This window comes from Streptomyces sp. NBC_01224, from assembly GCF_036002945.1.
Lineage (GTDB): Bacteria > Actinomycetota > Actinomycetes > Streptomycetales > Streptomycetaceae > Streptomyces.
The window spans coordinates 19963-33384 of the sequence record NZ_CP108530.1; the positions used below are offsets into that span (position 1 = coordinate 19963).

A 13422-nucleotide genomic window follows, 5' to 3' on the forward strand; every position below is an offset into this window, starting at 1 on the left:
CTTGGGGATGCGTACCTCAAGTCCCGGGATTTGCGGGGTGGTGAGTGTGATGTCCTTCTTTGAAGTTCCCCCCTGGTCTTGGACAGCGGTTGCTTACGCTGCGGGGGTGAAGTCGTGCTGCAGCCTGGCTCGGGTTTCGAGTGGGGTGAGGTACCCGAACTCGGGGTGCTTGCGGAGCCTGGTGCGGTTGTACTCGACCTCGATGAAGCGGAAGATGTCAGCGCGGGCCGCCTCGCGGCTCTCCCAGACGGCGGTGCCGATCTCCGCTTTCAGCAGTCCGAAGAAGCTCTCGGCTGCGGCGTTATCGTAGCATATGCCGGTTCTTCCCATGCTCTGCCTCAGGTTCAACTCCTGTAGTTCGCGGCGGAATTCGCCACTCGTGTACTCGCTTCCGCGATCGGTGTGCATGATGCAGCCACCCTGAAGGTCACCGCGGCCGGCGGCCATCCGCAGCGCGTCGGTGACCAGCTCGGCACGATGGTGTTCGGCCATCGCGTAACCGATCACCTCGCGCGTCGCCAGGTCGATGACGGTCGCGAGATACCACCAGCCGTCGATCGTCGGCAGATAGGTGATGTCACCGACGAGCTTCATGCCGGGCCGGTTAGCGGTGAAGTCGCGGCCGACCAGGTCCGGAGCCGGTGCGGCCTTGGTGTCCTGTTGCGTCAGGTGGCGGCGTCTGCGGCGGGTGATGCCGCGGATGTCGCGCTCGCGCATGATCCGCTCGACCTTCTTCCGGTTGATCGCATGTCCCTTGCGCCGCAGCGCGGCGTGCACGCGCGGGGCGCCGTAGGCACCCCGCGAGGAGGCGTGGATCTCACGGATCTCCTCGCTCAACTCGTCCTCGGCGCACTGTCGTTCGGCCGCTGTCGGCCGGGCCGCCAGCCAGGAGTAGAAGGTGGAGCGGTTGATCCCCGTGACACGGCACAGCAAAGCCACGCTGTAGCCGCCAGGGTTGGCCTCGGCGGCCTTCTCCGCGTCGATGAAACGGCACAGCGTGCCTACTTCATCGTCTCCTTCGCGAAGAAGGCCGCTGCTTTTTTCAAGATCTCGATCGTCTGCTGCTGTTCCCGGTTCTCCCTGCGCAGCCGCTGGAGCTCATCCTTCTCCGCCGTGGTCAGCGCGCCGGGCGCCCCCTCGCCGCAGTCGACCTTCGCCTGCTTCACCCAGCCGCGAAGCCCCTCCGCACTCACACCGAGTTCCCGGGCGACCTCGGTGACGTTCCGCCCTGACGACCGGACCAGTGCCACCGCGTCCCGCTTGAACTCCGACGTGTACCGCTTGCTCATGTTGCTCTTGCCACTCAACCTGGACTGCTTCCTCCGGGACTGATCCGTCCCAGTATCAGGCTGTCCACTTCAGAGGGGGAACTTCATCTTCGCCGGCGCCTCGAAGGACACGGTGTGCTTGGTGTCCAGAGGCGTCAGCCACACCGGGAAGCCGAGGTCGGTGCTCTGGCCAGCCTTGGGGTGGATGCGGATGTCGAAACGGCCGTACTGGCGTTGCTTGGTGTTGGCGCTTGCGCCGTCCACGACCAGGGTGGTGGCGTCCTCGCTGATGCCCGTCAGCAAGAAGCGGCCCTTGGCGTCTGTGCGTGCGTGCTTGTCATCGACCCGGACGGTGACCTTGGCCAGCGGCTTGCCGTCCAGCTTCAGCACCCGGCCGGTCAGCGCCGTTGCGCCAGGCGGAGCCCTGAGCCTTGTGGGTGCCTTCGGCGCCTTGCCCCGGGCGGTGATCCAGTCCCGGCCCTTCAGATTCGCCTTGCCGGGCTGCCAGGCATCAGCGCCCTGGGGCAGGATGCCTGCACTGGCCGTCGTCTTCTTCGCCGCAGCACCAGAATCGGATGTGGGAGTTGCCCTGTCCTTGTCGGCTGCCGGGGCAACCGTGAGGGTGGTTGTCAGGCCCAGGTTGAACGTGCCGGTCTTGGAGGACCGCGGGTTCACGGTCAAGGTGTACGTGCCCGTGGCCGGAAGCGCCGACAACTCCTTGGCCACTGTGGTGTCGCCCATGTAGGACGCGTCGTAGAGCCACTTGCCGTCCGGCCCCCACAGCGACAGCTCCCAGTCACCCGGCGGGGTATCAAGGCCGAGGGTGAGCTTCTGCCCCTTGGTGCCGGCGAACGTGTAGCGGGCGTTCTGCCCGGGCGTGCTGACAGCGGCTGTCTTCCTGCCGCCGTCCACATTCAGCGCGCCTCCGTCCGCGTCAGGCAGGAGGGTAGCCGTCGCGTGACCGGTCGCGGGCTGATCGGGCTGGATGAGCACCTTGTGGGTGCCAGCAGCCAGCGGGGCCCGTAGTGCCCCGTCAAACGTCGTGCTGGTCAGGTAGCCCAGGCCCTCGTCCGTGCTGGCACCGGGCGCCCAGTGCGCCAGCCTGGCCATCTTGGTCAGGGTGCTGTCGCTGAAGACGACAGCCGCCCCGTCTCCGGACGCCGCGTTGTAGGTGAACTCCAGCTGCTGCCCGGGACGGGTGATGTCTCCGCCGGCGGTGGGCTGAGCCGCCGACAGTGTCCCAGCGGCGACCGGATTCGACAGCCATATTTTCGCCGCGCCCATGGCCGCATGGTCAGGCGTGATCGTCACCGCGTACTTGGTGCCCGGGGTCACTCCCTTGATGTAAAACGCCGCAGGTGAGCTGGCGGAGACATAGCCCAGGTAGGTTCCCGTACCACCCGCGGGGCCCACCAGATACGCCTCACCGGACTCGGCAAGCGTGCTGTCGGTCAGGGCGAACCCGAATACCTTGGCATCCGGTGCGATGAACTCGGCCCGCAGTTGCTGTCCCGGCCGTGCAATGCTGGTTGGCTGTGCGGCACCATCGATCGTGAGGGTACTCACGACATCCGCGGACAGCGTCAGCCGCACGGTTCCGGTGGCGCCCAGGTAGGGGTCGATCACTACGCGGTACCGGCCGGTCTCTGGAAGGTCGGGCAATTTGAAGGTACGTGTGTAACCGGACAACAGGGTGGCATCGTTGAGCACCTTTGCGCCCGAAGGCGCCAGTACGGTGACAGACAGCAAGGAGGTGAAGGTGTTGCTGGTGAAACCCAGCGAGAGATCGTCTCCCGCCGCGGCCTGGAAGGTCGATTCCGCGTTCTGCCCGGCCCGGTCGATGGTCACATCAGCCGTTGGTCCGGTTGTGGTGAGCTCGGGGGTGGTCGTGGGGTTCGACAGCGTCAACGTCAGCTTGCCGGTGCCGATACTCTGTGGAACTGCCTTGAGTGTGTAGGTGCCACTCGCAGTCAGGGCAGGACTGTCCCACTCGCTGCTGGCGTTCGCCGACACGATGAAACTGCTGTCGACCTCCTTGCCGTCCGGCCCTCGTACCTCAATCGAGGTGTACGACGGGAAGCCCTGTGACCTGGCACCCAGCGAGATGCGCTGGCCCAGCTGGGCGGAGAAGTGAGCGATGCCGTTCTGGCCTGGCCTGGCAATGGTGAGTTCTGTGTCAGGGCCCGTGACAGCCAGCTGCCCAGCATCCGCATAATGCGAACCTGTCACCTTCGTCGTACCAGTGGCACCATTTGCCGGATCCAGCCACAGGTCGTAGCGGTCCGAGGTGGGCAGTTCATCGACATCCAGTTGCCCGGTGAATCCCCCTGATACATAGGCAAGGTCCACAGACTTCCCGTCCGGCCCCAGCAAGTCCACGCGCATGGACGCACCCTTTGCCATGCCGGTCGCATCGATACCGATACTCAGCGACTCGCCCTTGGCACCGGACAGCGTCCAGTGCCCCTCCTGGCCCGCCCTCAGCATCGGCGTGTCAGCGGGTGGCGCCGACAGATCCAGAACACCGCCGACGGCCTTGGACACCGTCACCGTGGCCGCACCGATGTTTGCTGGCCCCGGATCAACCACCAGGGAGTACGTCCCGTCCGTGGCGAGGTCGTGGGCCTGCCAGCTACCGCCCGTCTTACTCAGGTAGCCAGTGCCGTCCATCTGGACACCATGCGGATCGTACAGTCGCAGCGTCAGATTCGAGTTGAACGTCGACGCAGTGACCGCGAAGCCGATGTCGTCGCCCCGCTCGGCATCGAAAAGAACCTGCGCACGCTTACCCGGTGTCGTGATCGCCACCGCTGGCGGGTTGTCATCCGTCACCGAGGTGCGCACCGTGGTCTCGAACGTACCGTCATCGCTGCCAGCCGTGATGTTGAAGTCGGACGGCGCCGTAGCGATTCCATCTGGCGTCTCCACCTGCACGCGGCCGGTGGTAGCTCCTTCGGGTACTTTCACCGTCACCGACGTGGCCGTGGCATCGACCAGTTCACCCAGCGTCCCGCCGTTGAAACGCACCACATTGTCCGTTGCGACCGAGGTAAACCCCGAACCAGACAGCACCACTTGTGTGCCGGGGGCTCCCGATGCCGGCTCCATCTTGGAGACCACCGGCCCCGAACGGGCGAGCGCGAACGATTCCGACGACTGCGCGCTCGAGCTCCCCACCGTCACCGAGACCTTGCCATCGACCGCGCCCGTCGGCACCGTCGCCGTCAGCCGGGTAGCCGTCGCCGAGGTGACTACTGCCGGCTTGCCACCGAAAGAAACGGCGTTGTTCGCAGCTGTCGCGGAGAACCCCGTACCCGACAGCGTGATCTTCGCCCCGGCCGCAGCCCTCAGCGGCACCACTGACAGCACGGACAGCGTGCTGGAGGCGAAGCGGTCCACACCCAGACGGTTGCCGGCCTCGTCGTAGCGGTAACGGGCGGTCTCACCGCCCGGATCGGTCACCCCGACCAGACGCCCAGCTGCGTCGTATGCGTACACCGCGTCGCTGGTCGTTGGCGCAGCGGCCGGTCCGGTCTCCGCCTTCGGCACGGCCGTTTTGGGCTGCGGAGACTTTGAGGGCAGCACTGAGGAAGACGGGCTGCCACTTGGCAGGGCACTGGGAAGCTCCGATGGCACCCCATCGGCAGGGGTCGTCGCAGACGGGGCCGGAACAGGTGACCGAGATGGGTCCGGTGCCGCCTGGGCGGAGACTGTGCCACCTGCCAGCGCGAGCACCAGGGCACCAACGGTCAGCGACCGCCAGCGCGTAGAAAGTCGTACCCCGAACCGTTCGCCGCGCATGCGCACCGCGCCCTCCCCAGGACGAACACATGGGCCACAGCAAGCCCATGAAGCCCACACTCCCCATGCGAGCTGTCACAACATACACACAGTCCGTCATGTGCACGTCGGAAGTCACCGAAAAATTCATACAGTTGAACGAATCAAGCCACTGAAGAGTCATTCCAGCCAGACGTGCCGGGTGCAGGGTGCGGGAGACCAGCTCGGTGGTGGTGTGCACCGGACACCGCCGGAGGTCGACGCGGGTGTTTTCGCCGGGCAGTTTTGGGGTCTGGCCCAAGCCGTGTGGGCCGGTGACTGAAGGTCACGCAAGGAGGACGCGTTTCCGGAGGAGCGGGAATCCGGCGCGGCCGAACATCCGCCGTTTGGCATCTTGATCCGGTTGGCTGCTCCTTCGACCGGGCCGGAGTTCGAGTCGGTGGTGAGTCCGGCGGTCACCGCGTCGAAGTCGCCTTCCAGTCCGGCCGCGAAGGTGCTGATGCCATCGCCTCGGTGATCCACTCGGGGAGGCGCAGTCCGTCGAGTGTGGTGAGCATTTCCGCGAATGAGCTGGTCAGTTCGGCGGCGGAGGCCAGTTCCGGGCAGCGGTGTCGGCGTACAAGTGAACGTGCACCACCACGTACGGATGAGAAATTTGATTGGGCGACTGGTGCCGGACGAGCTGTGGGTGTTGTTTCGGCGTGTGGTGCCTCCGACGGAGGTGAAGCGTCCACAGGGTGGGGGTCGACTCGCTCGGGTGACCGCGAAGCTCTGGCCGCAATCGTTTTCGTGGCGACCTCGGGTTGCACCTGGCGCCAGCTTCCGCCGGTGTTCGGTCCGTACTGGCAGACGGTCTATCGGCGTTTTACCCAGTGGAGCCGGGCCCGGGTCTGGGGCCGCCACCACCGTGTCGTCCCCGACGAGCTCGGAGCCCGCGGCAAGTTGGACAGTTGCCGGTGGAGTGCCGCCACGTTCCCGCTCAGGTCAGACAGCTGGGCCCATAACTCGTTGGTGAACGAGAAACCACCACGCCGCAGCGATGTCGTCTCAGCACACCCCGACGCACGGGCTGCTGTCGTGAGTCGTCGATAGAGCCAGTGGTGGGTTACCTGGTGGGCCGGGTGCGGCCGTGGCTGCGGCTGGGCGACTGGGCTGACGACCTGGTGCGGCTCACCGACGCGTGGGGGCGGGGCGGCGCGGCCCGCCAGGCCGTCGTCGTCCTAGTCCACGTTCTCGTCAGGCCGTGCACCAGCTGGCGCGTCATGCGCACCCCAGCCCCCGACGCCCAGGTGCCGGCACCCGTACGCGATCCGAACTGGGTCGCCAACCGCTCCCGGAAAGAGCGCGAGTAGGCGGAAGGTCTCCGACTCCCTTACTGGCATTCGACCAGCTAGGGACTTTTGACAGCGCAAGGCCCGGACCAAGTGTCCGGGCCTTCGTCATGCCCCGGAATCTTTCCTCCCGGCCGCTGCTGTCCGGGTCCCGGCTTCCGGCCCTACGGGGTGAAGGAGCCGTGCCCGGCAGGACGAGACGCAAGCACCTGAGTCCTGTCACTGTCCCTCCCGCCATGTCGAACTCACACTGGAGGCAGTACCGATGACCACCCGCCAGACACCCGGGGCAACACCCGCGCCGATCGCCGCTACGCTGAACACGCCACCCTGGGCCAGGGCCGAGACCCCACAGGGACGCTCTCAAGCAGAGAGCCGCAGGACCGCCGACCGCGAGGCGCTCACCACCCCCACGCGGACGACACCACAACAGGTGTCCGCTGTCCTCAATCCCTCTGCTCAAGGGAGCAGCATCATGACCCGGGACAACGTTCCCGCGCCCGTCCAGCCGCCCAACCTCGCGCCCGTCCCGCAGCAGCCAGCTGTCGGTGCCGGCCTGACCGCCGCGATAGCCCAGGGCGCCGCCCAGGGTGCCGCCCGGTCCATCACGGCCCGGCTGGTGGACAAGTTCCTCACCAACCCGCCCGACTGGCTCAGAGCCCTGTCGCACGCGCTACCGCGGCCCTGGGAGTAGCCACCGCGGCCGGGCAGGACCACCCTGCCCGGCCGCTGCCGTCGCTCGGACGTCAGGCGGCGCTGAACTCGTGGGCGGGGCCGCCGCACCACTCCACCCACTGCGGGTCGTCCAGGATGGCCTCGGGTTCGGCGACGCCCGCACCTTCGAGGAACACGACCAGGTCACGGTCGCTGTAGGCGGTTCCGAGGGTCTCTTCCCGGCCGCTGCTGTGCACGGTGACTCTCCGGCCGCCCGAAGTGGAGGGCCGGTGCACGGTGATCGGCGCGCTGGTCACGACTCCCAGCGTGCCCCGGGCTGGTTCGAGGGGCGAGTTGGCCTGGGGCGTCAGGGAGTGTCGCCGGTCCAGTCGAAGCGGGCCGGGTCGCCGGGGCGCGGGTCGTACATCGCCCGGCCGCCGGCGCCGAACTGCCCCAGCTCGGTGGAGAGCGCGACGCCGGTGTCGGCTTCGTCCTGCGTCCAGCCGGTGATGTCGAGCAGCAGGCCGTCCAGTGGGCCGCCGACCAGTTCGGCGTGGTCCCGGTTCGGCCGCGGGCCCGGGTGGTCGTGGTCGGCGCCGTAGACCCGGCGGCGCAGCAGTTGCTGCTCGTCATCACGGTCCGTCCGTTCAGCCTGGCAGCCGCCACTGGCAGCCGGGTGCGGTCGCGTCACCTGCGGAAGCGGGAGAGCCAGGTGCTGCCGCCCTTTTGCTCGGGCAGGTCCTGACCCTGTTGTTGATGCCGGTGCTCGTGCGGCCAGGCTTGGTGTACGTCGGTGACGTACCGCTGGTCGCAGTCCTCGCACAGAGACGGGCGGGGCTCTTGGGGAACGCCCCAGCCGACGTGCTCAATCGCCTTCCACCGTTCGTCGGTGAACGTGGCACCGCAGTCGGTGCAGACAGGGCGGTGGGCCTCACGCTGGAAGTTCTGCTGCTCTGCTCCACGACGCGCTGGCTCCTGGTGCTCCTGCTTGCCAGCGGCTTGGCCTTCGGCGGCGTCGGTGGCCTCGGCATCGGCGAGCAGGGCGGCAGCCTGGGCCTCCAGGGCGGCGACCTCGGCTTCGATCTGCTCTTCCTTGCTGATCAGGCGTCCGTAACTCATCGCCTTGTGCTTGGAGGCACTGGCTTCGAGTTTGGTGCCGTCCAGGGCGACACGGCCCATTCTGACCATGCCGAGCTTGGTCGCGGGGTGCAGCGACTGGGTGAACAGGTCGGCGAGCGCGTGAAGGTGGCGGCGGAGGAACCGCGAGATAGGTACGACGGCGTACTGCCCACGGACGACCCCTCCCAGCATGACCAACCAGAAGGTCATCCCACGCGGTCAGCCAACGTGACAGTGCCCGATGGGGACGTCGCCGCATCTCCGGCGACGTCCCCACATGACGCTCCTCCCTGCTCCTGCCCCTGCTCGCACCCGAGAGCGCGCAGGGAGGTCTACAAGGAGTGATACTGGGCGTACATGGAGGCGAGCGCTCGGGGATCGTCACGCACGTCTAGGAACTCAAGGACGAGCGAGAACAGACGGTCCACAGCCTGTCGCTCCTGTTTCTGCTCCAGACGTAGATTCTCAAAGCCTCGGAATCTGAGATCTGGCAGCGCCTCAGCAAGAACCCTTCCCAGCCAGTGCTGACTGGAGAGTTCCCCATTGCGTACGGCCAGCCACTCGTGGAACCCGCGGAGCAGGCCGCCAGCACGCGCCTGGTCGAATCCCATGATGAACATGGCAGTTGGGTGGTAGGTGCCGCTCAGCCCGTACATTTCCTGCCTGTCGCGGACGTGCTCAATAAACTCCTTGTCATTCATTGGCCCTCCTAGAATCCGAAGTCGATTTCGTTGGCCCGTGTCCATCTGGCCTTATACTCGGCAACGGTTTCTCCTCCTCGCGCTGTCCAGGCATCGTAGACCCTTCCGTTGAGTACCAAGACAACGTGGTTGTACCAACCCGAATCCTTGCCGCGGTAATTGGGAAGAAGCAGCGACGTGTTCGGCCGGGGCTTGATGGTTCTCAGCTCGCCCTCCCCAAGGCTGTCACGGATCCGCCGGGCGCAAGCCTCACAGCCAAAGGAGTCGGGGATATCCTCTACATCCTGGGGAAGTCCTCGGACGTCGTGCTCAAAGCACGGAATATCACCGGACGATGCTAGTGCGACCCGAGTCACGCCTGCGGCCCTGCTGGCAATCTTGCAGCCGCGCTTCAGCAATTTCAGGGAATCGAATGCCTTTTCCAGCGCTCTGAGTTTGGCGCCGACGAGGACGTCTGCTGCGAGTGACCAGCAGTGTTCGAAGTCTTTGTTTTGCAGGCACGCTTCGAGCTCTCCGAGGCCGGCGAGTTCCTTGGCGACCTCCAGCGAATGCTCCAGGGCGTCGCCGATTTCTTTGCCATGTTCGAGGATTTGGCAATCGATCGGGCTTTGCGTGCACCAGCGGATGTAGTCCTGCGGATCGCAGGGAACGATCGCCTGCCCGCAGCGGTACAGCTCTGCGGCCCGCTGGCCGGCTTCGTTCTTCTCCTTGTTTTCGACGGCGGCCTTGCGCCGTGCTTCTTCCTCCTCCCGCTTCTTCGTGACTGCGATGGTGAACGCTTCGGTGGATGCAGTGAGTGCGGCTGCCGCGTCCTTGCCGGCGGCGATCGCCGAGTTCCGGGCCTGGTCGGCGGAGTACCAGGCGGTGGACGCGTGGACCTGGGCCATCTCCGAGGAGAGCGTGGCGTCGGCTGCCGAATTCGCTGCATCGGACGCGGCAATGTTGGCGCTGTTCGCGGCGTTGCGGGCCGTCTTGGCGGATGAGGCCGCGCTGGCTGCGGAGGCTTCGGCGTCCTTGGCGTGCTGTGCTGCCTCGTCGGCGTAGCCCTGGGCCTGGGTCTTGGAGGCGTTGGCCTTCGCTGCCCATTCGTTGGCTTCGGCGGCCGCCTTGCGGGCGAGGGCGGCGACCTTCTGGGCGGTCGCGGCGTTCTGCTGGGCGGTGGCCGCGATCTTCGCCGCGTCCGCGATCAGCTTCTGGACCTGCGCCACGTGGGTGGCGTTGAGGAGGTCCTGGCGCTGGGCCTTGTACTGGCCGGTGGCGATGAAGGCGTGCAGGGTCTGCGGGGATCCCTCCAGGGCGATGCGTGCTGCGGACTTCACCTCCGGGCCGCCGGAGGAGATCAGCTGCGCAGCCCGGACTCGCTCGTCCTGGGTCCGGGCGGTGTGCTGGGTGTCGGTCAGGAAGGCGCTGTACTTCTTCGGGTCGCCTGTGGCGAGAGCCTTCTGGCCGGCTTCGGTAAGAATCGGTCCGGCGCCGTCGATCGTCTGGGCGATGGCGACGCGCATGCCCTGGGCGGCGGCCTGGTACTGGCCGTTGTTGATGAATGCGGTGATGGCGGCGGCGTCGCCGTCCAGTGCGGTCTCGGCCGCCTCGCGTACTTCCCTGGCGGAGCTCTCCTCGGCGAGGCGCTCGACGTAGGAGCGGTCGTCCTGCTCCTTGGCTGTGGTCCAGCCGTTGCGCAGGTAGTCGATGACCACGTCGTCGGGGCCGGCGAGTGCGGCCTCGGCGGCGGCCCGGCCCCACGCCGTGCCGTTCTTCATCACGAGCACGGCCAGCTTGCGCCCTTGGCCGGCGACAGCCTTCAAGTCGGCCCCGGGCTCGGCTGCCACAGCGACCAGCCGGTCTCGCTCGGTATCCCGGTCCTTCACCGCCTGCTGGAACTCCGCCAGTTTGGCGATCCGGGCGTCGTCGGCCGCTTTGTGGTCCCTGGCAAGCTCAATGCCCTCGTTGGTACGGCCGAGCAGTTCCTCGGTCTCCACCTCACGTGCGAGTGCGTATATCTCCTGCGCCTTGAGCACGGCGCTACTTGCGGCGTTCGCGGCCTCCGTGGCCGCGTTGGCGTGTGTTGTGGACTTCGTGGCTGCCTGTGCCGCGTCGCCGGCGTGGTCGGCGGCGTCGTCGGCGGCGGCGGCCGCGTTGTTCGCGTGTGTGGCCGCCGACCTGGCCGCGTCGCGGGCTTCGCGTGCGGCGGTGGCGGCCTTGCGTGCCAGTGCTTCGGCGGCAGCCGCGGCACGGTTGGCCTCCGCAGCGTGGCGCTTGGCCGCCGCGGCCGCGGCGCGCGCCTCGGCGGCAGCCGCGCTGGACTGGCCGGCGAAGTTGCTGGCCTCGATCGCGGCATCGGCCGCAAGGCTCGCGTTGCTCCCCGCGCTCGCGGCCGAGTGCGCGGCATCACCGGCCGCATCGGCGGCGATCGCGGCCTGATCCGCGGCATCGGCGGCCAGAGCGGCGCCCTTGCCGGCATTACGGGCGTTCTCCGCGGCCGTACGGGCGGCAGCAGCGTTGCCCGCGTCCACCGCGGCGTCAGCCGCCGCGTTCCGCGCACGCGATGCCGCCTGCGACGCGCCTGCCGCCGCAGCCGCAGCCTGAGACGCGGCGTTCGCCGCGACACGTGCGGAATTGTTCGCAGCACGCGAAGCGTCGATCGCCGTCTGCGCGGCACTGGCGGCCTGGGAGGCGGCCTTGGCGGCGCGGCTCGCGGCACGGGCCGCCTTGTCCGTGTCGTCCTTCGCGGCCTCCGCCTCGGACGCCGCCCTCAGCGCCGCTTCCTTCGCCAGCTTTGCGGCCTCCACCGCCTTGGCCGACTCCGCCTTGGCAGCCGCGGTCTCCGCAGCGGCCTGCCGACCCGCCTCCTTCGCCTGCGCAGCCAACTGAGCGACAGTGGCCTGCTCCTGGTCCTTGTCCCGGGCCACGAACTGCCCGACCGTCAAGAACTCCCGAATGTCCTCAGCCCCACCGGCCAACGCCAGCCGGCCGGCAGCCCGCACATTTGTGCCGCCCACACTGATGACCTGGACGAGCTGTACCCGCTCGTCCTGCTCACGCTGAACGTACTGTCCCTCCTTCAGGAACGCGGCAACATCCTCCGGCGAACCGTTCAGCGCAGCCCGACCCGCGTCCTGCACGATCGGCCCGCCCGCATCGATGACCTGCGCCACCTGAATCCGCTGATCCTGCTGCATCGGAGCTTCCCAGCCCCAGCTGAGGAAGATCTCGAGGTCCTCTTGCGACCCTGCGAGGGCCGTCCGTGCGGCAGTCAACAGCTCGGGGCCGCCTACTGATGCGATCTGGGCGGCGCTGACACGCTCGTCCTGGAAGGACAGGTCGTCCACGGTCGTCAGGAATGCCTCAAGTTCGGCATCGCTTCCGGTCAACGCCGCTTCGGCGGCCGCTCTGACCCCAGGGCCGCCTTCCCGCCAGTAGTCGACCACACGACCACGGTCGGTCGGCGTCGCCTCCGCCAGGGCCGCGACCCCTTCTGTGCCGGACGCAAGGGCGGGCGGGGAGCTGAGGAGGCCGAATGTGAGGGCCAGGGGCAGCAGGCCCAGGACAAGGGCACGTATCGCGCGGCGCATGCCCCTCCCGTGGTCAGATCTGATGAATCTTCGGTTCACGGATTTTCCGTCTCTAATGTCGGCAACTCCCGTTGCCGGTTGTCGAATATCGGCCCGGCGATCATAAGGGATACCCGTGCACGCCAAGCCCTGGCTGCCCTTTTCCTAAAGCGTGAGAGCGCGCAAGAAGCAGCACTTTTCGGCCTGTTTCTTGGCTTGCCGCGTTCACAGGCCTTCACCCAGGACTCCCCCGCCGCACGGCTGTGCGCCAGCCGCAGGCAGGCAGGAACGGCAGAACGAAATACACCATTGCACGCAATCGTGCGCACTTGACCAAACGGGCATAAGCGAAGATGGCGGCCCGCAACGGCAACATTGCGTGCAACTCGACTGTTTGACGTCCCGTCACCGAGCAGCTAAGTTACCCGTACATCTTTACTTTTCCTACACACGACCAGGGCGGGGGCCTCCGAATTCGCAGGCGTCACGCCTGAAAGGAATACCGGTGGCTTTCCGTACACGTACGTTGTTTATTTCAGGGGCAATAGGCGCCCTGGCGGCACTGGTCGGGGTGCCGTTCGCTTTCGCCTCCGAGACCACCGCGTCCGCAGTAAGTGAAGAGGCTCCGCCGTCGGCGGTCGAGGACTTCTCCTATCCCGGTGCCGCCGGCATCTTGGCGACCAAGGGCATCGAGCTGAAGAAGGGCGACGGCCACATCCTTCTCGCTGACTGCGACCCGGCAGCCGAGCAGATCAGGGTCCTGACCGTAAAGGACGACACTGTCGGCCGCGCCGGTACCTACTGCTTCCGGGCCACCGGCAAGACGGGGTACGTCACCCTCTCGCTCCCCCGGGTCTTCGCGCTGGAAGCCGCGGACCACCCCTTCAGCGCCGACCTCACCGCCAATGGCGAGACGACAACGGTCGACGTCGCCCAGAACGGCTTCGAGTCCGTCGGTGAAGGCACCGTCGGCGGCGCCCGCTCCGTGCTGGTCGAGATCCGCGTCACCGGCTGACCC

General features: G+C 67.2%; 10 protein-coding genes and 2 pseudogenes. 4 read left to right on the forward strand and 8 right to left on the reverse strand.

Going from position 1 to position 13422, the window contains the following annotated elements:
* Positions 1-93 precede the first annotated feature (93 nt).
* The 3 genes from OG609_RS44460 to OG609_RS44470 form a co-directional block, all read right to left on the reverse strand.
* Positions 94-996, reverse strand: a complete 903-nt coding sequence (locus OG609_RS44460) for an IS3 family transposase (RefSeq protein WP_327277901.1) — start codon at positions 994-996, stop codon at positions 94-96.
* 5 nt (positions 997-1001) lie between these two features.
* Complete coding sequence (locus OG609_RS44465; RefSeq protein WP_327270990.1) at positions 1002-1289, reverse strand: transposase; 288 nt, start codon at positions 1287-1289, stop codon at positions 1002-1004.
* Positions 1290-1358: 69 nt separating this feature from the next.
* Positions 1359-4817 carry an IPT/TIG domain-containing protein gene (locus tag OG609_RS44470; protein WP_327278444.1) on the reverse strand — a complete coding sequence of 1153 codons (3459 nt, stop codon included), beginning with the start codon at positions 4815-4817 and terminating at the stop codon, positions 1359-1361.
* An 877-nt stretch (positions 4818-5694) separates the two neighbouring features.
* On the opposite strand from OG609_RS44470, the pseudogene OG609_RS44475 reads away from it, so the two are divergent.
* From OG609_RS44475 to OG609_RS44485, 3 genes and pseudogenes are all read left to right on the forward strand, one after another.
* Positions 5695-6035 (forward strand): annotated as a pseudogene (locus tag OG609_RS44475) (transposase); the annotation flags it as partial.
* A 113-nt stretch (positions 6036-6148) separates the two neighbouring features.
* Positions 6149-6400: a hypothetical protein gene (locus OG609_RS44480; protein WP_327278445.1), complete on the forward strand. Its 252-nt coding sequence runs from the start codon at positions 6149-6151 to the stop codon at positions 6398-6400.
* Positions 6401-6854: 454 nt separating this feature from the next.
* Positions 6855-7073, forward strand: coding sequence for a hypothetical protein (locus tag OG609_RS44485; protein WP_327278446.1), 219 nt, complete (start codon positions 6855-6857; stop codon positions 7071-7073).
* 52 nt (positions 7074-7125) lie between these two features.
* On the opposite strand, the gene OG609_RS44490 is transcribed toward OG609_RS44485, so the two are convergent.
* From OG609_RS44490 to OG609_RS44510, 5 genes and pseudogenes are all read right to left on the reverse strand, one after another.
* Positions 7126-7350, reverse strand: a complete 225-nt coding sequence (locus OG609_RS44490; protein ID WP_327278447.1) for a hypothetical protein — start codon at positions 7348-7350, stop codon at positions 7126-7128.
* 50 nt (positions 7351-7400) lie between these two features.
* A complete protein-coding gene (locus tag OG609_RS44495) occupies positions 7401-7724 on the reverse strand; it encodes a hypothetical protein (protein WP_327278448.1) in 324 nt (107 codons plus the stop codon).
* A gap of 299 nt (positions 7725-8023) precedes the next feature.
* Positions 8024-8302 (reverse strand): annotated as a pseudogene (locus OG609_RS44500) (hypothetical protein); the annotation flags it as partial.
* A gap of 182 nt (positions 8303-8484) precedes the next feature.
* Positions 8485-8853, reverse strand: a complete 369-nt coding sequence (locus OG609_RS44505) for a hypothetical protein (RefSeq protein ID WP_283854624.1) — start codon at positions 8851-8853, stop codon at positions 8485-8487.
* 8 nt (positions 8854-8861) lie between these two features.
* Positions 8862-12425, reverse strand: coding sequence for an ALF repeat-containing protein (locus tag OG609_RS44510; RefSeq protein ID WP_327278449.1), 3564 nt, complete (start codon positions 12423-12425; stop codon positions 8862-8864).
* Between the two features lie 484 nt (positions 12426-12909).
* Here OG609_RS44510 and OG609_RS44515 point away from each other — a divergent pair, with 484 nt between their 5' ends.
* Entirely contained in the window at positions 12910-13419 is a 510-nt protein-coding gene (locus OG609_RS44515; protein ID WP_327278450.1) for a hypothetical protein, read from the forward strand.
* Positions 13420-13422: the final 3 nt, after the last annotated feature.